Source organism: Sphingomonas aquatilis (genome assembly GCF_014196115.1).
GTDB classification, from domain to species: Bacteria; Pseudomonadota; Alphaproteobacteria; order Sphingomonadales; family Sphingomonadaceae; genus Sphingomonas; species Sphingomonas aquatilis.
This window is the reverse complement of the sequence record NZ_JACIDB010000005.1, coordinates 16,472-43,048: the sequence shown is the minus strand read 5'-3', so window position 1 is coordinate 43,048 and position 26,577 is coordinate 16,472. Positions and strand designations below refer to the sequence as shown.

The window sequence follows — 26,577 nt, the reverse complement described above, 5'->3', positions numbered from 1 at the left end:
GGACGCGCGATGCCAGATACCAGCCCCCGTCCGCCGGCGCCGCGCGCGCCCCGCGTGATCGTCACGCGCGAGTTGACCGACTCGATCATGACGCGGCTGGAGGATCTGTTCGACACGACGAACAACCGCGGCGATACGCCGATGACGCGCGATCAACTCGCTGCGGCGATGGCCGACTGCGACGTGCTGGTCCCCACCGTCACCGACGAGATCGACGCGGCATTGATCGAAGGCGCGGGCGAGCGGCTGCGCTTGATCGCCAATTACGGCGCCGGCGTGAACCATATCGCCCTGAAAGCGGCGCGCGCCCGCGGCATCATCGTCACCAATACGCCGGGCGTGCTGACCGAAGACACGGCGGACATGGCGATGGCCTTGATCGTGTCCGTCCCCCGCCGGCTGGCGGAGGGCGAGAAGCTCGTCCGGTCGGGCGAATGGCATGGCTGGAGCCCCGGCGGCATGCTGGGCCGGCGCATCGGTGGCAAGGCGCTGGGCATCGTGGGCATGGGCCGCATCGGCCAAGCGGTCGCGCGCCGTGCCCGCGCCTTTGGCCTGTCGATCCATTATCACAACCGCCGCCGCCTGCCCGCGGTGGTCGAGGCGGACCTGGGCGCGACCTTCCACGCCGATCTAAACGACCTGCTCGGGCTGGCCGACATCGTGACGATCCACACACCGCTCAACACCGACAGCCGCGACCTGATCGATGCGCGGCGTATCGGACTGATGCGGCCGCACGTCTATCTGATCAACACTTCGCGCGGCGGCATCGTCGACGAAGTCGCGCTCGTCGATGCGCTAGAGGCGGGTCGACTTGCCGGAGCGGGCCTCGACGTCTGGGAGCACGAACCGCGGATCGACCCGCGCCTGCTCGCGCTGCCCAATGTGGTAATGACGCCGCACATGGGCTCGGCGACCCTCGAAGGGCGGCAGGCGTCGGGCGAGCGGGTCATTCAGAACATCCGCATGTGGGCGGACGGCCACCGCCCGCCCGATCAGGTGCTCGACGGCTGGGTGTGACGCCTCCGGCGCGAATGTAACAAATCGTGATATTTCATGGGGTCGCGCAACCTTTGCTGCGCGGCAACATTGAACGCGGCACCCCATTTGACAGGATGCCTAACCCATGACGCTCAAGCCGATCGCCGCCACGCTCCTTCTCCTCGGCACCGCTGCCGGCCTGTCGGCCTGCTCGACGCTCAAGGGTGCAGGTATCGGCGCGGCGGGTGGTGCGGGTGTCGCCGCGGCAACGGGCGGCAGCGTCGAAAAGGGGGCCGCGGTCGGTGGCACGGCCGGCGCAGTGGTCGGCACCGTCGCCAACTAACCTTATGGAGCGGGGGTCGAGCCTCAACCCGGCTCCCGCTCCTCCAACGCCGCAGCCCGCCGCAGGTCCTTAGGCCGCCCCATATGGCGCAGCAGCGCGATCAGCTCCGATCGTGCCGGCACGAAGAGGGTCGTATCGCGCACAGCGATAGCCTCCCGCGTTTCAGGCTGCACCGGCCACCATCCCTGCGGACCGGCGATGGCGAAGCATGCCATGATCTCCACCGGCACGTCCGCGCCCTGCCACATGGCAAAGATATCCGATCGGAAGAGCGGGTCCGGTGGCATCGTCAGCGGCGTAACCTCGGCCGCCGCCAGCACTGCGGCAGCATCCGCGCGATCAATCAGGACATCGATGTCGTGAACGTCGCCGGCCTCCGCTCCATGCAACACGACCGCCCCGCTGCCGATGATCCACCAGGGATGGCGCGCCGGCCGCATCAGTTGCGCCACATCAGCCAGCGCCGCGGCCACCCTTGGCGTCATGTGGGCGTGCCGTCGTCCGTCTCGAACAGCGTCAACGCACGCTCGCCGATGCCGAATTCCGGCCAGCACGCACGCCACGCAGCCAGGTGCGGCGTCGAGAAATGGCGCTCCAGCGCGGCGCGATCCCGCCAGCGCTCCGCGACGTGGATCAGCCCCGGCTCGAGCACATCCTCGGCGTAGCTATAGCCAAGGCATCCATCCTCGGCCCGGCTCGCCTCCACCATCGCGCGCATCGCCGGACGCGCCGCCCCCAGCCGGTCGGCGGGCAGGCGGATCGTCCCGGCGATCAGCAGCACGATCAGTCGCCGGTCAGGATGCGGTCGACCAGTTGCTTCACGGACGGCACGAAGCCGTTCGAATAGAAGGGATCGCGCTTGAAGTTATAAGCGGCGTGACCGGCGAACATCAGGTTCTGGTCGACGTCACCACCGTGCGCGATGTCCTGCAGCGTCTTCTGGATGCAGAAGCTGCGCGGGTCGGCGAGGCGACCGGTCGAATTCGTCTCGGTATCCGCCCAGCTCGAGAAGGCGCATTGCGACAGGCAGCCCATGCAGTCCGCCTGATCCTTGCGGATGATGCCCTTTTCGGTGGGCGTCACAAAGACCAGCGTGTTGTCCGGCGTCTTCAGCGCATCGGTATAGCCCTCGCCGAACCACTGGCGCGCGCGCAGCAGATCGTTGCGCGTCACCCAGAAATTCTTGCCCTTCACGCCCACGTCGAGCTGGAAGACGTGGTCGCCGGCTTCCTGGGTCGAGAAAGCGATCTGGCGTTCGGATCGCGCCTCCAGGTTCCGCAGGAACGGGTTGCGTACCGCCGACGAATAGAAGCCCGTCGGCGAGAAGCGATGCAGCAGGACATCGCCTTCCTCGATCTGCGTCAGGCGGGCCTTCCACTCTTCGGGAATCGGGCTTTCCTGCGTCAACAGCGGGCGCGTGCCGTACTGGAAGGCGATGGTGCCAAGTTCGGGATTATCGATCCAGTCGTTCCAGTCGCGCAGATACCAGACGCCGCCGGCCATCACGATCGGCGTGCTGTCGGGGATACCGCCCTCGCGCATCACGCTGCGCAGCTCGGCGACGCGCGGATACGGGTCCTGCGGCTTCAGCGGGTCTTCGGCGTTGGAAAGGCCGTTGTGCCCGCCAGCAAGCCACGGGTCCTCGTACACCACCGCCGCCAGCCAGTTCGCCGCCTTCGAATAGGCGCGCTTCCACAGCGCGCGGAAGGCACGGCCCGACGAGACGATCGGCAGGTACGACACTTCGTACGACGCCGCGATCTCGCTGAGCTTGTAGGGCATGCCCGCGCCGCAGGTGACGCCCGCGACCATGCCGCGCGTCCGCTCCAGCACGCCGTGCAGCACGCGCTGCGCGCCGCCCATTTCCCACAAGACGTTGATATTGATCGCGCCCTTGCCGCCCGCGATCTCGAACGCACGCTTCACCTGCTGGACGGCGCCTTCGATGGCATATTCAATCAGCTCTTCATGCCGGGCACGCCGCGTCAGCGCACGATAGACCTGCGGGATGATCTTGCCTTCGGGATCGTAGCTGTCGGCGTTGACCGCCGAGACGGTGCCGATCCCGCCCGCCGCCGCCCAGGCACCCGCGGAGGCATGGTTGGTCGCGGCGACACCCTTGCCGCCCTCAACCAGCGGCCAGACCTCACGGCCATTGTACACGATCGGCTTCAGGCCCTTGAACACGGAAAATCCAACCTCGCTGGGAACAAATCCCGCCGGCTATACAAGATGAACGCGGCGAAGCGAAGAAAATGCAACGTGTACTAACCGCATGCACCACCGGACCTGCGGCAGGCTTAGGCGGCGGTTAACCCGATTGCGGCAGAGAGGTGCGACACGACACATCTTCTTCTGCCGAGGAATCATCGACCCATGGGGGTTCTCGACACTCTGATCGCGCCCAAGCGCACGCCCCGTTCCCGCAAGCCAGCCCCCATGCCGCTGCCCAGCGGTCCGCTCGACGCCTTGCTGTCGGGCCAGTTCGCCGCTTTGGGCTATGCGGCGGGCGCGGTGCCGCATGGCGGCGCCACCGGATCGGCCTGGTCACGCGGCTATGTGCTGGGTGCCGCCTGCGCCTCGCTCCAGCATCGCCCGGCCGCCCCGGTCACCGATCGCGAATGCTTCGCTACCGCGCTCGCCGCCTTTGCCAGCGCCTATGGCAAGGATCAGGCGCGCGACATTCTCGCCGGCACGGTCGAGGCGGCCGAAGCCCAGGAACCGGAGGTCGAAGACGGCCTGCTTCAAGGCGCGAGCGATCTCGCCCTGCTCGCCCATGGCGAGGCCGATCCGGCAACGCTCGCCTTCGTGACGCGCAACGCGGTGGACCTGACGGAAATTTGATCGCCGAAGACGGATCGCTATTCGACGCCCTAATTCCGCCCCCTCCGTCACCGCCTTCGGCGGCGCCACCGCATCGGGTCGATCATGCCCCCGGCATGATCTTGAACGGCCGGGGGCCGTTCATCCCGATGCGCCCTGGCGGGGGAGGAATTAGGGCGCCGCTTCGAAATTTTTGGTACGCGCTACCCCAGCGCGCCCGGACGCCCCAATGCGTCCGCGTACAGCGTCCGGTAGCGCGCGATCATCGTGGCCGCATCGTAATCGGCACGCGCCTTGGCCTGATTGGCCGCGCCGACCCGCTGGCGCAATGCGGCATCCGACACAAGGGCCTGCAACGCATCGCGCAGCAGTACCTCGTCGCCGCCGGTGACGAAGGGCGCATTCTCCGCCGCGACCATGCGCGGCACGTCGCCCACCGGCGTGCTGACGATCGGCAGCCCCGCCGCCATCCCCTCGACGACGCTGATCGGCAGTTGCTCGCTTTTCGACGACAGCGCCATGATGTCGAACTGCCCGACGAAGCGATACGGCCGGTCGAGGAAGCCGGGCAGCACCAGCCGCTCGGCGATCCCCATCGCCTTGGCGGCGGCAAGGATCGCGTCTCGCTCGGGCCCTTCGCCGACGATCACCAGCTTGAACCGACCGCTCAGACCGCCGCAGGCGCGTACCAGAAGCGGCAGGTTCTTGACCTCGCGCAGCCCCGCCAGGCTGCCGATCACCACGTCGCGGGGATCGCGCAGGAAGCCGGGGATCGCCCGCAGCTCCGGCTTTTGCGTGTAGCGCGCCGTATCGATGCCGTTGGCGATGCGGTGGACGCGGCCGGCCGGTTGCTTCCACGTCGTGCGCGCAATGCCTTCCAGCACTTCGGACGGAACGACCAAGGCATGCGCCGCGCCCAGCGCCATGCGGCGATAGACGTTGCGTTCGATCTTCAGCCCGCCAGCCTCGTCGGCGTTGAACCCATCTTCGTGGTGGACCAGCGGCGGCGTGCCCTTGGGGAAGACGCGGCGCGCCATCACCCCGTCGATTGCGCCCCAATTATAGGTCAGCACCAGATCGAAGCGCCGCATGTAGCGCGCCAGCGCCTCATAGCGCGCGACCGATGGCCGCCCGGTCAGCGACGGCGGGTCCTGCGCGATCTCGTAGCGGATGCCCTTGGCGATCTGGGCGCGCGCGCCGAGTTGATCGGGCATGCCACTGACGATCGTGTGCCGCGCCGCGTCGCCGAAGGCGTTCATCAGGCGCACCGCGCGCGCTTCCTTGCCGCCTAGGCTGAAGCTGGAATGCAGGTGGAGGATATGGACCGGCTGGTGCATCGCGCCGGGCTGTACCCCGTTCGCATCGCCGACGAAACCGCTTTGCCCCGGCGAATCGCGATCAGCGCATCGGCAGCATCCGCCGTTCGACGATCGACCGCCACGCCCATTCCACCGGCGCGATGCGGAAGTGACGGACATAGACGTTCGCGCCCCACAGCAGCAGCGCGTTCACAGCCAGCGCCACCGCCATCATCGCCGTCCAGTCGAGCCGACCGTACAGCCCGAGCCCGATCGGCGAGAAGATCAACCACGACACGATCAGAGTCTGCGCGACATAGAGCGTCAGCGCGGTCCGTCCCGCCGCGACGAACGGCTGCAACAGCCGCCGCCCCGGCGCCTCCTGTACCGCCAGCATCACCGCGGCGAGATGCCCCATCGTCATCGCGAGCCGGGCGAAATCCTCCCACAACCAGGCGACGTCGAACCCGCCCTCCAGCCGGGTCGCTTCCCACCCGCCGTACAGGCGCAGCGGCACACCGATGCCGTATCCCACCGCGAGCAGCCACCCATACCGCCGCCGCGACCAGGCCCCCTGCAACACGCCCCAGCGGAACAGCGCCGCGCCGATCAGCATCGTCGCTGCGGCTTCCCAGACGATCACCACTTCCTCGTTGCGCAGCCGATCCATCGACACCGCGCGCTGCCCGGCGGTCCATTGCGCCATCGTGCCGTGGCCGAACGCATCTTCGCGCGCGACCGCGGCGTCATCCGCCGCTGCGGTGCGGGTCGCGCTTGCGGACGTGGCGGTGGGATCGGCGAGCCGGTGCGAGACGGTGCTCAGCCCCAGCGCCATCGTGAACGTGGCATAGGACAGGCCCAGCACCAGCAGCGCCCGCGGCGGCAGCCCGCGGAACAGGCACGCGACCATCGCCGCCACCGCATAGCTGTGCAGGATATCGCCGGGCCACAGCAGCAACAGCATGTGCGCCATGCCGAACGCCCACAGCACCAGATTGCGCCAGCCATAGCGCAGCGGAACGCTGAGCGGATCGCTCGACCGCGCATCGATGCGGTCGGTCAGGATCAGCATGCCCGCGCCGAACAGCATCTGCAGCATCGCGCGCGGCGTGCCCTCGATCAGGATCGTGCGCAGCCACCAGACGATCTGGTCGCTCGCGCTCCAGCCGAGATGGTGCAGGTCCGACCAATTGGCGGTCATCGACGCGCCCATCTCGCTGATGTTCATGAACAGGATGGCGAGGATCGCGATCCCGCGCAGGATATCCAGCGTCGCGATACGCGGCGCGCCGTCTGGTTCATTGGCCGGTTGATTGGCCAGTTCCTTGGCCGGCGGAACCGCCGCCGGCATTCCCGCTTCGCTCACGCGCGCGCCTGATCCAGCAGCCGGTCGATGGCATCGCGCAGCGGCTCTTCGGCGAGCGTCGGGGCATGACCGACACCGGGCAGCGTCACCAGTTCCGCCTGGTCGAGCGCCGCCAGCATCCGCTCCGCGACCGGCTGCGACAGCACGTCGGATCGGCCACCTCGAACGATCAGCGTCGGCGTGTCCCGCAGCGCCGACAGCGCCGCCCACATATCCGCCCCCGCCTCGTTACCCGGCGTACGGAAAGGTTCGGCGATCTTCAGATCGTAATCCAGCACGATGCGGCCGCTGCTGGTCAGGCGGTACAGCCGCTTGGCCATTGCCAGCCAATCCTCGATCTCCCAATCGGGATAGACGTCGCCATTGCCCTCGGCAAGCGTGCGTGCCGCATGCATCCACGTCGGGCAGCTGCTGCCCTTGCCCACATAGCCGCGGATCCGGCTCAACCCCGCCGCCTCGATCTCCGGTCCGACGTCGTTGAGCAGCGCTGCGGCGATCGGCGCACCGGCCTGCGCGAGAAGCATCGTCACGATCCCGCCCAGTGACGTGCCGATGGCGACGAACCGCCCGATCCCCCGCTCGGCCAGCAGCGCCTGGACGTCCGCGACATAGGTCGCCGGCACATAGGTCATCGGGTCCTTGGCATAGTCGCTACGCCCGCGTCCCCGGAACTCGACCGCGATCACCTGCCGCCGTCCGGCAAGCCTTGCGGCGAGCGCGTCGTAATCGCGCGCGTTGCGGGTCAGGCCGGGGAAGCACAGCACGGGCAGCAGGCTCTCATCGCACGGATACAGGCGATAGTGCAGCTTCAGCCCGTCGGCCGACATCCAGTAACCGTCTTCGTACGCAGCCATGCGGAAATCCTCGGGGTTGCGGCCGGGGGGCAGCGCCCTCCATATCCACACATGCCCACCACCCCGCAAGCATACCGCCCCGCCACCGCCTTGCTCGATCTCGGCGACACGATAGCGACCCCGGTGGAGGCCGCCGATTTCCCGGAGACCCGGCTGCGCTTCCGCAACGATCGCGCCGCTGCGCAGGTCGGGCTGGCGACGCTGGACGATAGCGAATGGATTCAGGCATTTGGCCGCTTCCAACCACTGCCCGGCACGCTGCCGCAACCGCTTGCGCTGCGCTATCACGGCCATCAATTCCGCCAGTACAACCCCGACATCGGCGATGGCCGCGGTTTCACCTTCGCGCAAATGTATGACGATGCCGGCCGGCTGATGGATCTCGGCACCAAGGGCTCGGGGCAGACACCCTATAGCCGTTTCGGCGACGGCCGGCTGACGCTGAAAGGCGGCGTGCGCGAAATCCTCGCGACCGAAATGCTGGAGGCGCTCAACGTCCCCACCAGCCGCACGCTGTCGCTGATCGAGACGGGCGAAGAGCTGGTTCGCGGCGATGAACCCTCCCCCACGCGCTCCGCGGTGCTGGTGCGCCTCAGCCACAGCCATATCCGCATCGGCAGCTTCCAGCGCCTCGCCTACGAACGCGACGAAGCGGGCATGCGCGCGCTCGTCCGCTATGTGCTGCACAACCTGTACGGAAAGGAATCCGACGATCCCATCCGCCTGCTGACGTATGTCGTCGAGCGCACCGCGCGTCTCGCCGCACGCTATATGGCGGCAGGCTTCGTCCATGGTGTGCTCAACAGCGACAACATCAACGTGACGGGCGAAAGCTTCGATTATGGCCCATGGCGCTTCGCCCCGACGTGGGACCCCGCCTTCACCGCCGCCTATTTCGATCACGCCGGCCTCTATGCCTTCGGCCGCCAGCCCGAGGCGATCCATTGGGACGTGATGCAGCTCGCGGCCTCGCTGCGCCTGATCGCCGAAAGCGACCCGCTGATCGCCGCGCTCGAGACGTTCCCGACGCACTATCAGCGCGAGATCGCCGACGCGCTGCTCTGGCGGATCGGCGTCACCCCGCGCGGCGACGACGAGGACCGCGCGCTCGTCCGCACCCTCGAACGCACGATGCGCGCGAGCGAGGTGGCCATCGATCGCCTGTTCTTCGACGTGTTCGGCGGCGCTCTGCCGGACAGCTACGGCAGCGAATGGAATGATCTGCGCGCCGCCCTCGCCCCCTACGCACCGCGCAAGTCCCGCGACCACGCCTATTGGCAGGGCGGCCCGTGCAGCCTGCTGATCGACGAGGTCGAGGCGATCTGGACGCCCATCGCGGAAGCCGACGACTGGTCCCGCGTCCACGCCAAGGTCGCCGCGATCCGCGCCATGGGCGACGCGCTCGCCTGAGCGCCACCTTGCCGCCCCGCCGCCATTCGCCTAACCCCGCCCGCAGGAGGGCCGAAGCGCACACGCATGGTTGACGAGATCATCTCCCACGAACCCGCGACCGGGGCAGAGCTCTGGCGCGGCCCGATCGGCAATGCCGATGCCGAGGTGGAGGCCGCGCGCGGCGGCTGGGCCGCCTGGGCCGCGCTGCCGCTGACCGTGCGGATCGAGACGATGCGCCGCTTCGGCAACGTCGTGCGCCAACGCCACGAACAGTTCGCAGACCTGCTCGCCCGCGAAACCGGCAAGCCGCTGTGGGAAGCGCGGACCGAGATCGACACGGTCATCGCCAAGGTCGACATCTCCGTCACCGCTTATGCCGAACGCACGGCGCAGCGCCGGCTCGACGCACCCATGGGCAGCCGCATGGCGCTGCGCCACAAGCCGCACGGCGTGCTGGCGGTGCTCGGACCCTATAACTTCCCGGCGCACCTGCCCAACGGCCACATCGTCCCCGCACTGCTCGCCGGCAATGCAGTGGTGTTCAAGCCCTCCGAAAAGACGCCCGCGACCGGCGCCTTCCTGATCGACTGCTACCGGGCCGCTGGCGTGCCCGAGGCGTGCGTCCGCTTGCTGCTCGGCGGCCCGGCGGAGGGAAAGGCGCTCGCCGAGCATGCCGATATCGACGGCCTGCTGTTCACCGGATCGGCGCGCACCGGCCTCGCGCTCAACCGTGCCTTCGCCAGCAAGCCCGAAAAGATCCTGGCGCTGGAGATGGGCGGCAACAACCCGATCATCGTCTGGGACACGCCCGACCTGCATTCGGCCGCCGTGCTGGTGATCCAGTCCGCCTTCACCTCCGCCGGCCAGCGCTGCACCGCCGCGCGTCGCCTGATTGTCGAGGATCGGCTGTACGATCCGCTGATCGAGCAGGTGAACGCGCTTGCCGGGCGGCTGATCGTCGGCGCGCCGCATGACGATCCGCAGCCGTTCATGGGGCCGGTGATCGACAACCATACCGCCGACATGCTGACCGAAAGCTTCCTCGCGCTGTCGATGCGCGGCGGTCGGCCGATCCGGCACATGGAACGGCCGATCGACGACAAGCCGTTCCTCAGCCCCGCAATCATCGACATGACCCACGCGACCGAACGGCCCGATATCGAGCTGTTCGGCCCGATCCTGCAGGTCTATCGCGCCGGCGATTTCGATGAGGCGATCGGCATCGCGAACGACACGCGCTATGGCCTGTCGGCGAGCCTCGTCAGCCACACGCCGTCGCTCTACGACCGGTTCTGGGCGGGCATTCGCGCCGGCATCGTCAACTGGAACCGTCCGACCAACGGCGCGTCTTCCGCGGCCCCGTTCGGTGGCATCGGCTGGAGCGGCAACCATCGCCCCAGCGCCTATTACGCCGCCGATTACTGCGCCTATCCGGTCGTCAGCAACGAAGCCGAAAGCGCGCGGGCGAATATCGGAATCGGCCTCAGGGACGCGTAAATCGCGACCCTCCTTCCGTCATTGCGAGCGTAGCGAAGCAATCCAGAGCCGGATCATGACGCCCTGGATTGCTTCGCTACGCTCGCAATGACGGGTCAAGATAGAAGCGCAGGTCTACAAACCCGCCACCGCCGCCGCGCGCGCGTCCGGCAGCACGGCCACCGGCAGCGTCCGAAACCCCGGCCGCGCCAGCAGATAGCCCTGGATGTAGCGCACGCCGAGGCTGCGCAGCGTCTCATATTCGGCGACCGTCTCGATCCCCTCGGCGATGAGCGTGATGTCGAGCGACGCGGCGATCCGCACCACCCCCTCGACGATCATCCGACGCGGCAGGCTGGCGTCGATGTCGCGGATCAGCTCCATGTCGAGCTTGATATAGTCGGTCTGGAATTTGGCGAGCAGCCCCAACCCGGCATGCCCCGCGCCGAAATCGTCGATCGCCGTGCCGAACCCCATCGCGCGGTATGATTCGACGATCGTCTGGACATGCGCAGTGTCCGCCATCTCCTCATTCTCGGTAAATTCGAAGATCAGCCGATCGGTCGGCAGCCCCGTCGCCCGCGCGGTTTTCAGCGTCAACTGGATACAGGCGAGCGGCGAATAGACCGCATTGGGCAGGAAATTGATCGACAGTTTCGCACCCGTGTCGAGAATACCAGCCGCCACCGCCCCCTCGATCGCCGCGACCCGGCATTGCTGATCGAAAGCATAGCGATTGTCGGGTGTCACGCGCGACAGCACCTCGGCCGCACCCTCGCCACCTCCCCCGCGCACGAGCGCCTCATAGGCGAAGGGCAGGCCGGTGACCGTATCGACGATGGGCTGGAACGCCATCGCTATGTCGAAGACATGGGCTGGAGAGCGGCAGCCCTGACACCCGACGGGAGCAATGCTTGTCATACATAAGGGCTAGGTGACAAACCCTAACGCGACATGAACCACGCACCCGAAATGACATTAATGTAAATCAGCCACAAGCTTCCCTACCGTCGCCACAAGCATCGCTGCGTTGCCGCACGAGGGCCCAGAGGCCATGTCGGCGATCATGGCTACGATTCTCGATCCGGGCGCCCGTGGGCGCGTCATCCTCGTTGGCGCCGGGCCGGGCGATCCCGGGCTGCTGACCGTGCGCGCGGTAGAGGCGTTGCGGACCGCCGACATCCTCGTCCACGACGGGCTGATCGACTCGCGCGTACTCGATCTCGCACCGCCGGCGGCACAGCGTATTTCCGTCGCCAAGCGCCGCGCCCGGCACACGCTGCCGCAAGAGGCGATCAATGCGCTGATCGTCGCCCACGTGAAGACCGGTGCGATCGTCGTGCGGCTGAAGGGCGGCGACCCCTTCATCTTCGGACGCGGCGGCGAGGAAGTCGAAGCGGTGCGCGCCGCCGGCCTGCCCGTCGAGGTCATTCCCGGCGTCTCGGCGGCGCTCGGCTGCGCGGCGGAGGCGATGCTGCCGCTCACCCACCGCGATCACAGCAGCGCGGTCAGCTTCGTCGCAGGCCAGTGCAAGGGGCTGGCGGATCAGGACTGGTCCGGCCTCGCCGGTCAGGGCCGGACGCTGGTCATCTACATGGGCGTCGCGACGGCGAACGACATCGCCGACAAACTGATGGCGGACGGCGTCGCGCCCGACATGCCCGTCGCGGTGCTCGAGCGCGGCACGCTCGTCGGCAGCCGCGCGATCCGCACCCTGCTCGCCGACCTCGGCCCGATGGTTGAGCGCGAGCGCGTGCAAAGCCCGGCGATCATCGTCGTCGGCGAGGTCGTCGAACTGTCCGACGCCGAGGACAAGCTCGCTCGCTGGGCGCGCGTTGCGGAGGATATGTCGGCATGAGGCTCCTGACCGGAAACGACCTCCCCACCGGCGACGTCGTGTGGTGGACCGGCACCGGCTGGTCGCGCCACGTCGAGGATGCCGTCGACGTCGGCCACGAGGGCGAAGGCATCCTGCGGGCCGAGGAGGGCGCGCGCCGCGTCAACGTCCCCTATCTGATCGACGCGATCGCCACGCCCGAAGGCCCCCGCCCCGCGCATATCAAGGATCGTATCCGTGCGCTTGGACCGACCGTGCGGCCGGACCTGACGCTCAAGCCAGCAGACCCCGCGGCCGGGAGCTGGGTGATCTGATGCCCGGCCCCACCCCACCCTTCGTCATCCCAACCTTCCCCCTCGTCATCCCGGCGAACGCCGGGATCCATGGACACGATGTCGCCGAGGGCATCGCGCAACCGCTGACCACGCCGCAACCATGGATCCCGGCCTTCGCCGGGATGACGAAGGTAAGCGAGCCGCAGCGCCCCGTCTTCTCCGCGTCTCCGCGTCTCCGCGTGAACCAAACCCTCTTCGCGTCTTCGCGTCTTCGCGCGAACCAAAACTCCGAAGGCCGGAAAGCCATCCATGTATAAATACGACCAATACGACCAGGCGATCGTCGATGCCCGCGTCGACGAATTCCGCGATCAGGTCGAGCGCCGCCTGTCGGGCCAGCTGACCGAGGACCAGTTCAAGCCGCTGCGGCTGATGAACGGCCTGTATCTCCAGCTGCACGCCTACATGCTGCGCGTCGCCATTCCCTATGGCACGCTCGACGCGCGCCAGATGCGCATGCTGGGGTCGATCGCCCGCGATTACGACCGCGGCTACGGCCATTTCACCACGCGCCAGAACCTGCAGTTCAACTGGATCAAGCTCGCCGATACGCCGGACATTCTGGCGAAGCTCGCGACGGTGCAGATGCACGCCATCCAGACCAGCGGCAATTGCATCCGCAACATCAGCGCCGACCAATATGCCGGCGCCGCGGCGGACGAGGTGACCGACCCGCGCCCCTGGGCCGAGCTGATCCGCCAGTGGAGCACCTTCCACCCCGAATTCAGCTATCTGCCGCGCAAGTTCAAGATTGCGGTCATCGCCGCGGCCGAGGATCGCGCGGCGATGCGCCTGCACGACATCGGCATCCAGCTGCTCGAACAGAACGGGGAATTGGGCGCCGCGATCTACGTCGGTGGCGGCATGGGCCGTACGCCGATGGTCAGCCACCTGATCCGCGACTTCGTCACCGCCGACGACCTGATGAGCTATCTGGAGGCGTGCCTGCGGGTCTACAATCGCTACGGCCGCCGCGACAACATCTACAAGGCGCGAATCAAGATCCTGCTCCACGAGATCGGCGCGGACGAATATCGCCGTCAGGTCGAGGAGGAATTCGCCCTCGTCAAACAGCTCGGCATCGACCCGCCGCGCGCCGAACTCGACCGCATCACCGCGATGTTCGCGCCCCCCGCGTTCGACACCGGCCCTGCCGCTGCGGTCGATCGCAGCGATCCCGATTTCGCCGTCTGGCTCGACCAGAACGTGGTTGCGCACAAGCAACCCGGCTACCACATCGTCAACGTCAGCCTGAAGCCCGCCGGCGGTATTCCTGGCGATGCGACAGCCGATCAGATCGACCTGCTGGCCGATCTGGCAGAACGCTTTTCTTTTAATGAGTTACGCGTCACGCATGCGCAGAACATCGTGTTGCCGCATGTGCACGGGCGTGACCTTTGTGACCTTTGGACAGCGCTGCGCGACGCCGGCCTCGCCGAGCCGAACCTCGACCTCATCACCGACATCATCGCCTGCCCCGGCCTCGATTACTGCAGCCTCGCCAATGCGCGCTCGATCCCACTCGCGCAAAAGATCGCGAACCGCTTCGCCGACCGCGAACGCCAGCGGGACCTGGGCGAACTGAAGCTCAAGATCAGCGGCTGCATCAACGCCTGCGGCCACCATCACGCCGGCCACATCGGCATCCTCGGCGTCGACAAGAAAGGCACCGAAAACTACCAGCTCTCGCTCGGCGGCTCGGGGGCGGAGGACGTCAGCCTCGCCAAGATCACCGGTCCCGGCTTCTCGGAGGACGGCGTGGTCGACGCGATCGAGCGCGTGACCGACCGCTATGTGGCGTTGCGCGACGAGGGCGAACGCTTCCTCGACACCTATCGCCGCGTCGGCTTCGAACCGTTCAAGGAGGCGATCTATGGCTGATGCCGACACGCTGCTGCGCTTCCGCGACGACGAGCCGCACGACGAACCCGCCGTCACGCTCGACGCCTTCCTCGGCCAGACCAATGCCACTGCGGTCCGGCTGGAGGCGGGTGAGGACGCGCGCGCGCTGATCCCGCAACTGGGGCAGCTCGCGCTCGTCGAGGTCAGCTTCCCCACCTTCCGCGACGGCCGCGGCTACAGCGCCGCCCGCGTCTTACGCGAGGCAGGCTACACCGGCGAGCTGCGCGCGGCGGGCGATGTGCTGGTCGATCAGCTGCCCCTGATGCGCCGCTGCGGCTTCGACAGCTTCGCGCCCGAAGCCCCGATCGATGGCGAGGCACTGACCCGTGCGCTCGACCGCTACGACTATCGCTATCAGGCTGCGGCGGACGCCGTCGCCCCGGTGTGGAAGCTGCGCCATGGCTGAGGCAGCACGTCAGCTCGACACGATCGATGTCGCGCCCGCCTTTACCACCGCGGACGCCGCCGCGATGCAGATCCGCTTCGCCGGTATGCCCGCGCCCGAGATGCTGCGCGAGCTGCTGACCGGCGAACTGGCGGGCCGTATCGCCTCCGTGTCGTCCTATGGCGCCGAATCGGCGGTCCTGCTCCACATGGTGGCGCAGATCGACAAGGACGTGCCGGTCATCTTCACCAACACGCAGAAGATGTTCGGCGAGACCCTCGCCTATCGCGACGAATTGTCTGAGCGACTGGGCCTCACCGACCTGCGCGTCTTCCGCCCCGATCCGCGGTTGCTCGCCTTACGCGACGCGACCGGCATGCGCTGGTCATACGACCCGGACGGCTGCTGTGAGATCCGCAAGGTCGAACCGCTCCGCCGCGCGCTCGGCCCGTTCGACGCGTGGATTTCGGGCCGCAAGGGCTTCCAGGCCGGCACCCGTACCGCACTCCCCCGCTTCGAGGAGGACGACGGGCGCCTGAAGATCAATCCGCTCGCCGACTGGTCGAAGGATCAGCTCGACGCCTATTTCGCCGAGCACGACCTCCCGCGTCACCCGCTGGAGGCGCAGGGCTATCTGTCGATCGGATGCGCGCCCTGCACCAGCAAGGTCCGCCCCGGCGAAGACCCGCGCGCCGGCCGCTGGCGTGGCTGGGACAAGGTGGAGTGCGGCATCCACGTCTCCACCCCGCCCGGTGAAGACCCGGCATTCTGACCCAACGTCAGTCGCTGACCCGTAGCGAAAGCCGGACGTTGCGCGGCTGCCCCGGATAGATCCACACCCGGCTGTACGAGCTCTGCGCGTAGCGGGCGTCGAACAGATTGTCCGCCTCCGCCCGCAGCGTCAGCCGCCGCGATACGGCATATTCGACGGCAGCCTTCGCCTTCAGATAGGCCGGCAGCACCACATAGTCGCGCTCGATCGACCCGGCGCGGTCGCCCATGTAGCTGGCGCCGGCGCTCACCGAGAACCCACGTCCGTCAGCGTCGGTGAACCGCCCCAGCGCAAAGACCGTGCCGCTGTGATAGGGTACGTTCAGCGCACGATCGGTCGGAAAGGCGCCGTCGTCCACCCGTGCGTGCGTCCAGGCGTAATTGCCGACGATCTGCCAATGGGGCGCGATCCGTACCGATGCGTCCCATTCGATCCCGCGGCTGCGCAGGCTGCCGACCGGCGCGTTGAAAGCGGGGTCGACGGGGTCGTTGGCGAGGATGCCGCGCTTTCGGATATCGAACCACGTTGCGGCGACGTCCACACCCGCCCAGCGTCCGGCAACGCCGACCTCATATCCGACGCCGCTTTCGGGCGCGAAGCCGTTGCCGTCGCGACCCGTGCCCGAGTTGAGCACGAAGCTTTCGCCCCAGCTGGCATGGACCGCGATCGCATCGGTGGCCTGGTAGCGCGCGCCGAGCCGGTAATGCATCGGCGAGCCTACCGTACGCCCCACCTGCCCCGTGTTGTTGTTGCGGATGCGCTGGCGATAGGCATCGAACCTGGCCCCGCCCGACAGCGTCAGCCGGTCGGTCACATCCCACATGTCCTGCACATAGACCGTGCCCGACCAGCGCTTTTCGCGATTGTTCGTGAAGGGCAGCAGCGTCGGCGGCGTCTGGCCATAGACGGGGGCGAAGACGTCGATCGCATAGGGATTGCCGCCGCGCGCCGGATCGCCCGGATTGCGCCGCATCCAGCGTTCGGCATAATCCAGCGTATAGCCCTTCAGCCCGATGCTGGGCCGATGCGCACCGACATGTCCGGCGAGTTCGATCCGCGCGGACAGATCGTCCACCTTGAAATCGCGCGATCGCCGCTGCCGCCACAGCGTCCGGCCGCCGACCAGCCGCGACTGATCGGAGGAGAAGCCCTTCAGCGTCCCCGTCCGCCACGCGACGCCCCCGTTCACCGTCCAGTCGTTGCCGAGGTCGGCGAGCGCCGTCAGCTGGTGACGCTGGTTGCGGAAGCGGGTCTTGCCGTCGTTCGGCTCGCCATAATAGGCATCGCGCGGCACGGCGTTCGCATCGCCGTTCAGCGCCGGAATGCCGCGATCGAACAGCGTATCGAAGCGCGTGATCTCGCCGATATAGGTGACGCGCAGCCGATCGCTGGGCCGCCAGGTGAGCGACGGCATCACCACCTGCCGATCCAGCCCGACGAAGTTGCGCCAGCCGTCCGACGTTTCCGCCGCGACGACGATCCGCGCGGCCAGCGTCCGCGCCACGGGCCCGGTCGCATCCAGCTCCACCCGGCGCGTTCCGAACGATCCCAGCGTGAACACCGCATAGGCGGCCGGGACGAAATCCGGCGTCTTGCTGACGATATTGACGCGGCCCGCCGGATCGATGTCGCCGAACAGCGCGCCCGCCGGCCCCTTCAGCAGTTCGATCCGTTCGGTGGTGGCAGGATCGCGGGGCGGCCCCATGCCGCGATTGGCGAGGAAGCCATCGACATAATATTCCCCGCCGCCATCCGGTGTGCCCAGGAAGCCGCGGATGGCGAAATTGTCCATGACGCCGCCACGGTTGTTCTGATTGCTGACGCCGCTGACCAGTTCGAGCGCGTCCGACAGGCGATAGGTCCCGGCGGCAGTCAGCAGGTCGCGCTCGATCGATCGGCTCGACTGCGAGAGCGTGCGGGTGGCGATATCCGATGACAGCGTCCCGTCACTGCGCGCGCGACGCGTGCCGAGCACGACGATATCGCCGCTGCCGACGGCGACGTCATCGGTATCCTGCGCAGCGGCGGGGGTGATCGGGAGGCAGGCAATCAGCGGCGACAGGCAGGCGGCAACGCGGGATCGAAGAAGCAAAACATATTCCAGTGATGTTGTAACGTCCCAATGTTGAACCGCACCGGACCTGTCAACCGTCCCGTTAAGCCGCGGTGGGCGTTGCGGCTTGCTGCCGGAAATCGACGACCACCGGACCGGCCCCGATCGCCATCGTCCGTCGTACCTCGTGCGGGTCCGACAAAGTGCGCGAGGGCCGGCCGACCAGGAAGCCCTGCACGCTGGCGCAGCCTTCGCGCGCCACGATGGCGAGCTGCGCCGGGCGCTCGATCCCCTCTGCCAGCACCGGCATGCGCAGCAGGCCGCCGAGCGCCGTCACCGATCGCAGGATCGAAATCGCCTGATCGTCATATTCCAGTTCGGCGACGAAGGACGCATCCAGCTTGATGCAGTCGAACGGAAAGGATCGCAGGACGTCGATCGAAGAATAGCCGACGCCGAAATCGTCGAGGACGATCGATACGCCCATCGCCTTCAATGCGTGCAGCTGTTCAAGTGCGAAGCGGCGATCGTGGATGATCGCGCTTTCGGTCAGTTCCAGCACCAGCCGGTTCGGCGCGAGGCCGCTGTCCTCCAGCGCCGACCGTACCGTCATCACCAGACGCGGATCGGACAGATGCTTGGGGGACAGGTTGACGGACACCGGATAGCGATTGGGCCACAGCGCCGCCTCGAAACACGCCTGGCGCAGGATCCAGATGCTCAGCGGCACCACCTCGCCGCTTTCCTCCGCCAGCGGGATGAATTCCGCGGGCGGCACCATGCCGCGGACGGGATGGTTCCAGCGCACCAGCGCCTCATACCCCTTGATCTCGCCCGTCTCGGTCGACGCCTGCACCTGGAAATGCAGTTCGAACGCCCCCCGGTCGAGCGCACGCCGCAGATCGACGACCAGCTCGCGCCGGGCGCGCACCGCATCGTCCATCTGCGCGTCGTAGAAACACGGTTCGCTCGAATGGATCGACTTGGCGCGGTACATGGCGAGGTCCGCCTTCGCCAGCAGCGCGTCCGCATCCCAGCCGTCATGAACCGCGAGTGCGACGCCGATATTGGTCCCGATCGACGCGGTGAAGCGATCGAAGACGAAGGGCGCGTCGAAGACCGCGCGCAGCCTATCGAGGAAGTCGGTCAACTCCTCGGCCAGATCGTAGGAAATGACCGCCGCGAATTCGTCGCCGCCTAGACGGCTAATGCATTCGTTGGGACCCAGCGTCGCCGTCATCCGCGCCGCCAGCGCCATCAACAGCTGGTCGCCCGCCAGATGGCCATAGGTGTCGTTGACCACCTTGAACCGCGACAGGTCCATCATGACGACGGCCATGCACAGATGCCCACCCTTGCGGTTGAAACGGCGCTCCAATTCTTCGTTGAAGCTCATGCGATTGGGCAGATCGGTCAGCCCGTCGTACATCGCCATGCGACGCAGCCGGCGGTAGGATTCGCCCTTCGTATGCCCGTCGATCAGCGCGCTGATCGCGGCGCAGCCGACGATAATCAGCGATGCGACGGCCGTCGCCACGGCCAGCGCGTTCATGGTCGAGGGCGACAAGCCGTCGCCCAGGCGGATGACGGTGATATGCATCGCCGCCATGCCGCTGAAATGGAGCGTCACGACACCCAGCGCGAGCAGGCCCATCGTCCGCAACGCACCCGCACGCCCCGCCTGCCGCGCGCGTGCGAAAGCGGCGGCGCTGAGCCCGACCGACAGCAGTATCGATACGGCGACGACCGGCCAGGTCCAGGTGACGATGCCGTCGACGTGATAGGCCGACATGCCGAGATAGTGCATCAGCGCGATAGCTGCGCCGATGACGCCGCCACCCAATACCCCCGCGCCCCGACGGGCCGAGGCGGCCAGCGCCAGGCCGGGCGCCGCTATACTGATGGCAACCAGAAGCGAACCGAGCGTCTGTATCGGATCGAGGACGACCGGCGCCGACGTGCGATAGGCCATCATCGCGACGAAATGGGTCGCCCAGACCATCGTGCCGGTGGCCACCGCGGTCAGCATCACCCAGCCCAGCCGGCTGTAGCCATCCGCCGACCGGATACAGTGGAACAGTTGAACGCTGGCCGCCGAACCGACGAGGCAGACCAGCGCCGCCAGCAGGACGAGATGCACATCATGCTGCGCGAAACACAGGGCGATGTCGGTCATGCGGCCCTCACCCCCCGGGCGCCGCGGCGCCCTTCCATCACCAGCGACACCTGTCGGGCCAGGCCGACGAGATAGGCCTTCTGATCCACCGATGCGGGCAGACGCGGCTTGATATCGGCGACGCAGAGCGCGCCGATCTCGATCCCGTCGATCAGGCGCAGCGGCGTACCGATATAATAGCGGATGAACGGTTCGCCGGTCACCGAAGGCAAGTTTGCGAAGCGCGGATCGACAGTCGCGTCGCAGCATTCCAGCACGTCCGAGACATCCAGCGTCAGGGTGCAGAATCCATCCCGTCGCGGCAGGCAGCCGACGTCGACGCCGCGAGCCGCGTGGATCGCCTGGATGTCGTCGTAGATCAGCGACAGCGCCGCGATCGGGGCAGCGAAGCCCTGCTGCGCCGCTTCGACATGGCGATCGAGCGCAGAGGCGCTCGCCTCATCCCCGCCGGTCAGGCCGCGCACGGCCCGCGAACGCAGGCGCTCGCGAAAAAGGTTTGTCAGCATCGGATTACAGGGGCTCGGTGAGTCATCGGTCCCGGCGCATGTGGGCCATAAAGCGTTAAGATGACGTCAGCGTAAAGCACCCGTTATGGGGCGGATTTTCCCCTGTTTTGAGGCGACTATCGGGGGAAGCTAAGCTTCCCCCGATAGTGGTAGCGTTTATTGATGAACGTCGTAGCGATCGAGCATCATCACCTTGTCCCACACCTTCACGAAATCGCGCACGAACCGCGCCTGGCCATCGGCCGCAGCATAGACTTCGGCGATCGCGCGCAACTGCGAATTGGCGCCGAAGATGAGGTCGCAGCGCGTCGCCTCGAACCGGGCGTCGCCGCCGTCGCGAGCGACCAAGGTGAAGCGCGATCCCTGCTCATCCGCCTTCTTCCATTCGTAATCCATGCTGGTCAGCACGGTGAAGAAGTCGTTGGTCAGCGCGCCGACGCGATCGGTGAAGATGCCGTCGGACGATCCGTCCCAATTGGCGCCCAGCGCGCGCAGGCCGCCGGTCAGCACCGCCCATTCGGGCGCGGACAGCGCGAGCAGGTCGGCACGGTCGAGGAACAGCTGTTCGGGCGACAGGTCGGCGACGTTCACAGCGTCGAAGTTCGGATCGACATAGTTTCGGAAGCCATCAACCACCGGGCGCAGCCATTCGAAGCTGTCCGCGTCGGTCAGCGCGTCCGTCGTGTCCATCCGGCCCGGGGTGAACGGAACCTCGGTCGCCGCGCCGGCCGCCGCCGCCGCCTGCTCGACAGCGACGCATCCGGCGAGCACGATCAGGTCGGCGAGCGAGACCGCTTTGCCGCCCGAGGCACGGTCGGCGAAATCAGCCGCGACGCGCTTCAGGCTGTCGATCACCGGACGGGTGCGCGCGTTGATCGCCCAATCCTTTTGCGGCGCAAGCGCAATGCGCGCGCCATTGGCGCCGCCGCGCTTATCGCTGTGCCGGAAGGTCGAGGCTGCGGAAAAGGCGGTAAAGGCCAAGTCCGACACCGAATGTCCCGTCGCCAGGATCGTCTGCTTCAGCGCCGCGATATCCCCGGCCTCGATCAGCGGATGGTCGACCGGCGGGATCGGATCCTGCCACAGCAGATCGTCCTCGATCGTCCGTTCCTCGCCCAGATAACGCTCCTTCGGCCCCATGTCGCGATGGGTAAGTTTGTACCAGGCCTTGGAGAATTGCTCGGTGAAATAGGCGAAGTCGGTCAGGAACCGCTCGCAGATCGGACGATAGACGGGGTCGACCTTCAGCGCGATATCGCTGGTCATCATCATCAGCGGATGCGTCTTACCCGCGATATGCGCGTCGGGGGTGTGCGGCGCGGTCTTGTCGACCGGCGTCCATTGCAGCGCGCCCGCGGGGCTGCGTGTCTGTTCCCATTCGAACTTGAACAGGTTTTCGAGGTAGCTGTTGTCCCATTGGGTCGGATCGGGCGTCCAGCTGCCCTCGATGCCGTTGGTCATCGTGAACGCGCCCGCGCCGGTGCCTTCGGGATTGTGCCAGCCGAGGCCCATCTGCTCGATCGGCGCCATTTCGGGCGGCGCGCCGATCCGGTCGGCCTTCACCATGCCGTGGCTCTTGCCGAACGCATGGCCGCCCGCGATCAGCGCCACCGTCTCTTCGTCGTTCATCGCCATGCGGGTGAAGGTGACGCGAATGTCGTGCGCAGACGCCATCGGATCGCCGCTGGCATAGGGGCCTTCGGGATTGACGTAGATCAGCGACTGGTGCGACGCGGCCAGCGGCTGCTCCAGATCATAATCGGCATCGCCGTTCTGCCCGCGCCAGCGCTTGTCGCGATTCACCATCTCGTCGAACGACTTCACCGTCGTCATGTCGACATGTTCCGGCCCCCAATAGGTCGCGTCATCCGCCTCCCACGCGTCATGCCGGCCGCCGGCGAAGCCATAAGTGGGGAAGCCCATGATCTCGAGCGCGCAATTGCCGGTCAGCACCATCAGGTCCGCCCAGGACAGCGCGGCCCCGTACTTCTGCTTGATCGGCCAGATCAGCCGGCGCGACTTGTCGGTGTTGCCATTGTCCCACCAGCTGTCGATCGGAGCGAAGCGCTGCATCGCCTCGCCCGCGCCGCCGCGCCCGTCGGCGATGCGATAGGTGCCGGCCGAGTGCCAGGCCATGCGGATCATCTGCGGCCCGTAATTGCCATAGTCGGAGGGCCACCAAGCAACTGAGCTGGTCAGGAACGCCTTGATCTCCGCCTTCAGCGCCTGAAGGTCGATCGCCTCGAACGCCGCCTTATAATCGAAATCCTCGCCCAGCGGATTGGCGCGCGGGCCGTTGCGGTGCAACTGCTCGACGCGAAGGCGATTGGGATACCAGTCCTGCAGCGTCGGCTTGCTGGTCTGCGCTCCGCCAATCCGATCACCACCGAACGGGCACTTCCCGGCCAGGACGTCCTTATAGTCTTCCATGCACACGCGCTCCAGCATCCGCCATTGGGTGAAACAGGAGCGCAGCCGGGCGATGCGAGAGACCCGGCGTGCGACAGGGCGAGCCTGATCCACATCAAGCCGAAACGAGGAAGTCGCCGCGCCGTTGCCTGAAATTTAATTTAGATTTGTGCGCCCCCGCCTCTGCTATCGGCTGATGTCTCAACAGATTGGCTCGACGCTGCGACGGCGCGGTCCGTATCGCCATCGTCGTTCAACACAGGTGCCTGCCCGATGACCGACATGCCGCACGCCCCCGGCGAACATCACCTGGTCCACCGCACCGGCTGGCTGCGCGCGGCGGTGCTGGGTGCCAATGACGGCATCATCTCGGTATCGAGCCTGGTCGTCGGCGTCGCCGCCGCGCCGGGCGCCAGCGCAGCGACCATCCTGCTCGCCGGCGCGGCGGCGCTGGTCGGCGGCGCGTTGTCGATGGCGGCGGGCGAATATGTCTCGGTCAGCTCGCAAGCCGATACCGAACATGCCGACCTGACGCGCGAGGCTGCCGAGCTGCACCGCAATCCCGAGGCCGAAACACGGGAACTCGCCGCCATCTACGTCGGCCGCGGCGTCGCGCCCGCGCTGGCACAGACGGTCGCCGAACAGATGATGGCGCATGACGCGCTGGGCGCGCATCGCCGTGACGAACTGGGCCTTGCCGACGACGGCGGATCGCGCCCCGTGCAGGCCGCGGTTTTCTCCGCCGCCGCCTTTACCTCTGGCGCGATCCTGCCGGTAGTGATCGCCGCGCTGGCACCGCGCCACCTGGCCGTCATGGTCGTGCCAGTGGTGGCGATCGTGCTGCTCGCCATTCTGGGGGCGATCGGTGCCAAGGCCGGGGGCGCCCCGCAGGTTCGCGCGGTGGTGCGCGTCACCGCGCTCGGCGCGCTGGCGATGGCCGCGACGGCGTTGCTGGGGCATCTGCTCCCCGTGGGTGCGCTGTAACCCTTTGCAGCACGGCGCGCGGTCGCTAGCGCTTCCCCGATACACCGCCGGCATCGATCCGACGGACGGACGCGAGAGGACCGCCACATGGGTGCGCTGAGGGGATTGAGGGTGCTCGACATGAGCCGCGTGCTGGCGGGGCCGTGGTGCGCGCAGACGCTGGCGGATCTCGGCGCGGAGGTCATCAAGATCGAACACCCCCGGCGCGGTGACGATACGCGCGAATGGGGGCCGCCGTGGATGGCGGACGCCGATGGCGCGCCGACGCGCGAAGCCTCGTATTTCCAGTCGGCCAACCGCGGCAAACAATCGGTCGCGATCGACATCGCCTCCGCAGAAGGACAGGCGCTGATCCGCGCGATGGTGCCCCAGTGCGACGTGCTGATCGAGAATTACAAGGCGGGGTCGCTGGCGAAATACGGCCTCGACCATGCCAGCCTGCGCGCGCTGCACCCCGGCCTGATCTATTGTTCGGTTACCGGCTTCGGCCAGACCGGGCCGCGTGCCGCCGAGCCGGGCTATGACTTCATCATTCAGGCGCTCGGCGGGCTGATGAGCATCACCGGCGAGCGCGACGATCTGCCCGGCGGCGGCCCGCAGAAGGTCGGCGTCGCGGTATCGGACCTGATGACCGGCCTCTATTCGGTCATCGCGATCCAGGCCGCACTGCTGCACCGAGCGACGACAGGCCTCGGCCAGCATATCGATATGGCGCTGCTGGACGTGCAGGTCGCGATGCTGTGCAACCAGAGCCAGAATTACCTGACCACCGGCAAGGCGCCCGGCCGATACGGCAACGCTCACGCCAATATCGTGCCCTATCAGGTCTTCCGCGCCGCCGATCGCGATTTCGTGATCGCCTGCGGCAATGATTCGCAATTCGTCGCGCTGTGCGAGGCGATCGGCCTGCCCGATCTGCCCCGCGATCCGCGCTTCGCCCGCAACCCCGATCGAGTCGCGAATCGGGAAGCGGTCATCGAACGGCTGGCCGCTCATTTCTTGACCGATACGGCCGATGCGTGGATCGCGCGCATCCATCCCCGCGGTGTGCCGGTCGGCGCGATCAACAGCATCGCGCAGGCCCTCGACGAACCGCAGGTCGCGGCGCGCGCCATGCGCGTCACCATCCCGCACCCGCGCAACCCCGACTTCGAAACGATCGGCAGCCCGATCAAATTATCCGACACGCCAGTGACCTACGATACGCCGCCACCGGTGCTGGGCGAGCACACCGCCGCGGTTCTGGAGCGGCTGGCCGGCGTCGACGCCGAGACCCTGGCCGCGCTGGCCGCCGCGGGCATCGTCGCGGTGCCGGCGGACCCGATGGCCTGAGCCCTGCCCTTTCGCTTGCTCCCGCCGCCCGTCCCGCGATAACCCCGCCGCGATCATTCCCTCCGGAGCAATAGCCCCATGAAGACCCGCGCCGCCGTCGCCTTCGAAGCGAAGAAACCCCTCGAGATCGTCGAGCTCGACCTCGAAGGCCCGAAGGCGGGCGAAGTCCTGGTCGAGATCATGGCGACCGGCATCTGCCACACCGATGCCTATACGCTCGACGGCCTCGACAGCGAGGGGCTGTTCCCCAGCGTGCTGGGCCATGAAGGCGCCGGCATCGTCCGCGAACTGGGCGCGGGCGTGACCAGCGTCGAGGTCGGCGACCATGTCATCCCGCTCTACACGCCCGAATGCCGCCAGTGTAAGTCGTGCCTCAGCCAGAAGACCAATCTGTGTACCGCTATCCGCGCGACGCAGGGCAAGGGGCTGATGCCCGACGGCACGACGCGCTTCAGCTACAAGGGGCAGCCGATCTTCCATTACATGGGCTGTTCCACCTTCTCGAACTTCACCGTGCTGCCCGAGATCGCGGTCGCCAAGATCCGCAAGGACGCGCCGTTCGACACCAGCTGCTACGTCGGCTGCGGCGTGACGACGGGCGTGGGCGCGGTGGTCAACACCGCCAAGGTGCAGGTCGGCGACAATGTCGTCGTCTTCGGCCTGGGCGGTATTGGCCTCAACGTCATCCAAGGCGCGAAGCTGGCCGGCGCCAAGATGATCGTCGGCGTCGACATCAACCCGGATCGCGAAGAGTGGGGCCGCCGGTTCGGCATGACCCACTTCCTCAACACCAAAGGCATGAACCGCGAGGCGATCGTCGCCAAGGTGGCGGAGCTGACCGATGGCGGCGCCGACTATAGCTTCGACGCGACCGGCAATACCGAGGTGATGCGGACCGCGCTGGAATGCTGCCACCGCGGCTGGGGCACCAGCATCGTCATCGGCGTCGCCGAAGCGGGCAAGGAAATCAGCACGCGCCCGTTCCAGCTGGTCACGGGCCGCAACTGGCGCGGCACCGCCTTCGGCGGCGCGCGTGGGCGGACGGACACGCCGAAGATCGTCGACTGGTACATGGACGGGATGATCCAGATCGATCCGATGATCACCCACCGCCTGACGCTCGACGAGATCAACAAGGGATTCGACCTGATGCACGCCGGCGAAAGCATCCGCAGCGTGGTGATTTACTAAGCCCCACCGCCCGTCACCCCGGACTTGTTCCGGGGTCCACTCATCCGCGGGGGGTAGGCAGGAGGCGCAGGCCGCCCCCCTCGCCGCGGAGTGGATCCCGGAACAAGTCCGGGATGACGGGGAGGATGAAGGCCGCGGCACCAACCCCCACCAATCAAAAAG

Annotated in this window: 24 protein-coding genes; 13 read left to right on the top strand and 11 right to left on the bottom strand. The window is 67.2% G+C overall.

From position 1 onward, the window contains the following. The first annotated feature begins 9 nt into the window (after positions 1 to 9). Together GGR47_RS12485 and GGR47_RS12480 are read left to right on the top strand one after the other, a co-directional pair. Positions 10 to 1,020 (top strand): 2-hydroxyacid dehydrogenase, encoded by a 1,011-nt coding sequence (locus GGR47_RS12485; protein WP_147037248.1) that lies wholly within the window; start codon positions 10 to 12, stop codon positions 1,018 to 1,020. A 106-nt stretch (positions 1,021 to 1,126) separates the two neighbouring features. Then, the gene (locus tag GGR47_RS12480) at positions 1,127 to 1,324 is read left to right on the top strand and encodes a hypothetical protein (protein ID WP_017979258.1); all 198 of its coding nucleotides are present in this window, start codon (positions 1,127 to 1,129) and stop codon (positions 1,322 to 1,324) included. Between the two features lie 23 nt (positions 1,325 to 1,347). Here GGR47_RS12480 and GGR47_RS12475 read toward each other — a convergent pair whose 3' ends face one another. Genes GGR47_RS12475 through GGR47_RS12465 form a run of 3 tightly spaced genes read right to left on the bottom strand, consistent with a single transcriptional unit; the run spans position 1,348 to position 3,511 of the window. After that, positions 1,348 to 1,797, bottom strand: a complete 450-nt coding sequence (locus GGR47_RS12475; RefSeq protein WP_244305277.1) for a nucleotidyltransferase domain-containing protein — start codon at positions 1,795 to 1,797, stop codon at positions 1,348 to 1,350. An 8-nt stretch (positions 1,798 to 1,805) separates the two neighbouring features. Further along, entirely contained in the window at positions 1,806 to 2,105 is a 300-nt protein-coding gene (locus tag GGR47_RS12470; RefSeq protein WP_147037249.1) for a putative quinol monooxygenase, read from the bottom strand. Between the two features lie 2 nt (positions 2,106 to 2,107). After that, positions 2,108 to 3,511 carry an NAD(P)H-dependent flavin oxidoreductase gene (locus tag GGR47_RS12465; protein ID WP_043060112.1) on the bottom strand — a complete coding sequence of 468 codons (1,404 nt, stop codon included), beginning with the start codon at positions 3,509 to 3,511 and terminating at the stop codon, positions 2,108 to 2,110. Positions 3,512 to 3,763: 252 nt separating this feature from the next. Between GGR47_RS12465 and GGR47_RS12460 the strand changes: the two genes are divergently transcribed. Continuing rightward, positions 3,764 to 4,168: a hypothetical protein gene (locus tag GGR47_RS12460; protein ID WP_017979262.1), complete on the top strand. Its 405-nt coding sequence runs from the start codon at positions 3,764 to 3,766 to the stop codon at positions 4,166 to 4,168. 182 nt (positions 4,169 to 4,350) lie between these two features. Here the strand turns inward: GGR47_RS12460 and GGR47_RS12455 are convergent, their stop codons facing one another. From GGR47_RS12455 to GGR47_RS12445, 3 genes are all read right to left on the bottom strand, one after another. Further along, the gene (locus GGR47_RS12455; protein ID WP_147036706.1) at positions 4,351 to 5,484 is read right to left on the bottom strand and encodes a glycosyltransferase; all 1,134 of its coding nucleotides are present in this window, start codon (positions 5,482 to 5,484) and stop codon (positions 4,351 to 4,353) included. Between the two features lie 61 nt (positions 5,485 to 5,545). Continuing rightward, positions 5,546 to 6,811 (bottom strand): DUF418 domain-containing protein, encoded by a 1,266-nt coding sequence (locus GGR47_RS12450; RefSeq protein WP_277286536.1) that lies wholly within the window; start codon positions 6,809 to 6,811, stop codon positions 5,546 to 5,548. After that, entirely contained in the window at positions 6,808 to 7,665 is an 858-nt protein-coding gene (locus GGR47_RS12445) for an alpha/beta fold hydrolase (RefSeq protein WP_147036704.1), read from the bottom strand. The genes GGR47_RS12450 and GGR47_RS12445 overlap by 4 nt, the downstream gene beginning before the upstream one ends. Positions 7,666 to 7,716: 51 nt before the next feature. Between GGR47_RS12445 and GGR47_RS12440 the strand changes: the two genes are divergently transcribed. After that, a complete protein-coding gene (locus tag GGR47_RS12440) occupies positions 7,717 to 9,075 on the top strand; it encodes a protein adenylyltransferase SelO family protein (RefSeq protein WP_147036703.1) in 1,359 nt (452 codons plus the stop codon). 66 nt (positions 9,076 to 9,141) lie between these two features. Continuing rightward, entirely contained in the window at positions 9,142 to 10,554 is a 1,413-nt protein-coding gene (astD, locus tag GGR47_RS12435; protein WP_147036702.1) for a succinylglutamate-semialdehyde dehydrogenase, read from the top strand. A 114-nt stretch (positions 10,555 to 10,668) separates the two neighbouring features. Here the strand turns inward: astD and GGR47_RS12430 are convergent, their stop codons facing one another. Further along, entirely contained in the window at positions 10,669 to 11,388 is a 720-nt protein-coding gene (locus tag GGR47_RS12430; protein ID WP_147036701.1) for an EAL domain-containing protein, read from the bottom strand. 211 nt (positions 11,389 to 11,599) lie between these two features. On the opposite strand from GGR47_RS12430, the gene cobA reads away from it, so the two are divergent. The 5 genes from cobA to GGR47_RS12405 all read left to right on the top strand — a co-directional run bounded on the left by cobA (position 11,600) and on the right by GGR47_RS12405 (position 15,764). Then, positions 11,600 to 12,391, top strand: coding sequence for a uroporphyrinogen-III C-methyltransferase (gene cobA, locus GGR47_RS12425; protein ID WP_147036700.1), 792 nt, complete (start codon positions 11,600 to 11,602; stop codon positions 12,389 to 12,391). Then, positions 12,388 to 12,684, top strand: coding sequence for a DUF2849 domain-containing protein (locus tag GGR47_RS12420; RefSeq protein WP_147036699.1), 297 nt, complete (start codon positions 12,388 to 12,390; stop codon positions 12,682 to 12,684). Before cobA ends, GGR47_RS12420 begins: the two co-directional genes overlap by 4 nt. A gap of 270 nt (positions 12,685 to 12,954) precedes the next feature. Continuing rightward, complete coding sequence (locus GGR47_RS12415) at positions 12,955 to 14,586, top strand: nitrite/sulfite reductase (protein ID WP_147036698.1); 1,632 nt, start codon at positions 12,955 to 12,957, stop codon at positions 14,584 to 14,586. Next, positions 14,579 to 15,013 carry a DUF934 domain-containing protein gene (locus tag GGR47_RS12410; protein WP_017979272.1) on the top strand — a complete coding sequence of 145 codons (435 nt, stop codon included), beginning with the start codon at positions 14,579 to 14,581 and terminating at the stop codon, positions 15,011 to 15,013. Before GGR47_RS12415 ends, GGR47_RS12410 begins: the two co-directional genes overlap by 8 nt. After that, positions 15,006 to 15,764 carry a phosphoadenylyl-sulfate reductase gene (locus tag GGR47_RS12405; RefSeq protein ID WP_147036697.1) on the top strand — a complete coding sequence of 253 codons (759 nt, stop codon included), beginning with the start codon at positions 15,006 to 15,008 and terminating at the stop codon, positions 15,762 to 15,764. The genes GGR47_RS12410 and GGR47_RS12405 overlap by 8 nt, the downstream gene beginning before the upstream one ends. A 7-nt stretch (positions 15,765 to 15,771) precedes the next feature. Here GGR47_RS12405 and GGR47_RS12400 read toward each other — a convergent pair whose 3' ends face one another. The 4 genes from GGR47_RS12400 to katG all read right to left on the bottom strand — a co-directional run bounded on the left by GGR47_RS12400 (position 15,772) and on the right by katG (position 22,929). Then, the gene (locus GGR47_RS12400; protein WP_147036696.1) at positions 15,772 to 17,856 is read right to left on the bottom strand and encodes a TonB-dependent siderophore receptor; all 2,085 of its coding nucleotides are present in this window, start codon (positions 17,854 to 17,856) and stop codon (positions 15,772 to 15,774) included. Between the two features lie 64 nt (positions 17,857 to 17,920). After that, positions 17,921 to 19,993: a putative bifunctional diguanylate cyclase/phosphodiesterase gene (locus GGR47_RS12395; protein WP_147036695.1), complete on the bottom strand. Its 2,073-nt coding sequence runs from the start codon at positions 19,991 to 19,993 to the stop codon at positions 17,921 to 17,923. Then, on the bottom strand, positions 19,990 to 20,499 hold the full coding sequence (locus GGR47_RS12390; RefSeq protein WP_147036694.1) for a GAF domain-containing protein: 510 nt from the start codon (positions 20,497 to 20,499) through the stop codon (positions 19,990 to 19,992). The genes GGR47_RS12395 and GGR47_RS12390 overlap by 4 nt, the downstream gene beginning before the upstream one ends. 156 nt (positions 20,500 to 20,655) lie before the next feature. Beyond that, positions 20,656 to 22,929 carry a catalase/peroxidase HPI gene (gene katG / locus GGR47_RS12385; protein WP_244305147.1) on the bottom strand — a complete coding sequence of 758 codons (2,274 nt, stop codon included), beginning with the start codon at positions 22,927 to 22,929 and terminating at the stop codon, positions 20,656 to 20,658. Positions 22,930 to 23,181: 252 nt separating this feature from the next. Here katG and GGR47_RS12380 point away from each other — a divergent pair, with 252 nt between their 5' ends. From GGR47_RS12380 to GGR47_RS12370, 3 genes are all read left to right on the top strand, one after another. After that, complete coding sequence (locus GGR47_RS12380; protein WP_183949552.1) at positions 23,182 to 23,892, top strand: VIT1/CCC1 transporter family protein; 711 nt, start codon at positions 23,182 to 23,184, stop codon at positions 23,890 to 23,892. A gap of 87 nt (positions 23,893 to 23,979) precedes the next feature. After that, complete coding sequence (locus GGR47_RS12375) at positions 23,980 to 25,224, top strand: CaiB/BaiF CoA transferase family protein (RefSeq protein ID WP_147037320.1); 1,245 nt, start codon at positions 23,980 to 23,982, stop codon at positions 25,222 to 25,224. Positions 25,225 to 25,302: 78 nt separating this feature from the next. Continuing rightward, on the top strand, positions 25,303 to 26,415 hold the full coding sequence (locus GGR47_RS12370) for an S-(hydroxymethyl)glutathione dehydrogenase/class III alcohol dehydrogenase (protein WP_017979280.1): 1,113 nt from the start codon (positions 25,303 to 25,305) through the stop codon (positions 26,413 to 26,415). The last annotated feature ends 162 nt before the right edge of the window (positions 26,416 to 26,577 follow it).

What these genes read in the sequence shown, in the direction of transcription:
- GGR47_RS12460 (WP_017979262.1), top strand. Translation starts at nt 3,764, where the DNA reads ATGCCGCTGCCCAGCGGTCCGCTCGACGCCTTGCTGTCGGGCCAGTTC.
- GGR47_RS12430 (WP_147036701.1), bottom strand. Translation starts at nt 11,388, where the DNA reads ATGGCGTTCCAGCCCATCGTCGATACGGTCACCGGCCTGCCCTTCGCC.
- GGR47_RS12440 (WP_147036703.1), top strand. Translation starts at nt 7,717, where the DNA reads ATGCCCACCACCCCGCAAGCATACCGCCCCGCCACCGCCTTGCTCGAT.
- GGR47_RS12405 (WP_147036697.1), top strand. Translation starts at nt 15,006, where the DNA reads ATGGCTGAGGCAGCACGTCAGCTCGACACGATCGATGTCGCGCCCGCC.
- GGR47_RS12395 (WP_147036695.1), bottom strand. Translation starts at nt 19,993, where the DNA reads ATGACCGACATCGCCCTGTGTTTCGCGCAGCATGATGTGCATCTCGTC.
- GGR47_RS12485 (WP_147037248.1), top strand. Translation starts at nt 10, where the DNA reads ATGCCAGATACCAGCCCCCGTCCGCCGGCGCCGCGCGCGCCCCGCGTG.
- GGR47_RS12455 (WP_147036706.1), bottom strand. Translation starts at nt 5,484, where the DNA reads ATGCACCAGCCGGTCCATATCCTCCACCTGCATTCCAGCTTCAGCCTA.
- astD (WP_147036702.1), top strand. Translation starts at nt 9,142, where the DNA reads ATGGTTGACGAGATCATCTCCCACGAACCCGCGACCGGGGCAGAGCTC.
- GGR47_RS12370 (WP_017979280.1), top strand. Translation starts at nt 25,303, where the DNA reads ATGAAGACCCGCGCCGCCGTCGCCTTCGAAGCGAAGAAACCCCTCGAG.
- GGR47_RS12390 (WP_147036694.1), bottom strand. Translation starts at nt 20,499, where the DNA reads ATGCTGACAAACCTTTTTCGCGAGCGCCTGCGTTCGCGGGCCGTGCGC.
- katG (WP_244305147.1), bottom strand. Translation starts at nt 22,929, where the DNA reads ATGGAAGACTATAAGGACGTCCTGGCCGGGAAGTGCCCGTTCGGTGGT.
- GGR47_RS12380 (WP_183949552.1), top strand. Translation starts at nt 23,182, where the DNA reads ATGACCGACATGCCGCACGCCCCCGGCGAACATCACCTGGTCCACCGC.
- GGR47_RS12445 (WP_147036704.1), bottom strand. Translation starts at nt 7,665, where the DNA reads ATGGCTGCGTACGAAGACGGTTACTGGATGTCGGCCGACGGGCTGAAG.
- cobA (WP_147036700.1), top strand. Translation starts at nt 11,600, where the DNA reads ATGGCTACGATTCTCGATCCGGGCGCCCGTGGGCGCGTCATCCTCGTT.
- GGR47_RS12420 (WP_147036699.1), top strand. Translation starts at nt 12,388, where the DNA reads ATGAGGCTCCTGACCGGAAACGACCTCCCCACCGGCGACGTCGTGTGG.
- GGR47_RS12480 (WP_017979258.1), top strand. Translation starts at nt 1,127, where the DNA reads ATGACGCTCAAGCCGATCGCCGCCACGCTCCTTCTCCTCGGCACCGCT.
- GGR47_RS12375 (WP_147037320.1), top strand. Translation starts at nt 23,980, where the DNA reads ATGGGTGCGCTGAGGGGATTGAGGGTGCTCGACATGAGCCGCGTGCTG.
- GGR47_RS12415 (WP_147036698.1), top strand. Translation starts at nt 12,955, where the DNA reads ATGTATAAATACGACCAATACGACCAGGCGATCGTCGATGCCCGCGTC.
- GGR47_RS12410 (WP_017979272.1), top strand. Translation starts at nt 14,579, where the DNA reads ATGGCTGATGCCGACACGCTGCTGCGCTTCCGCGACGACGAGCCGCAC.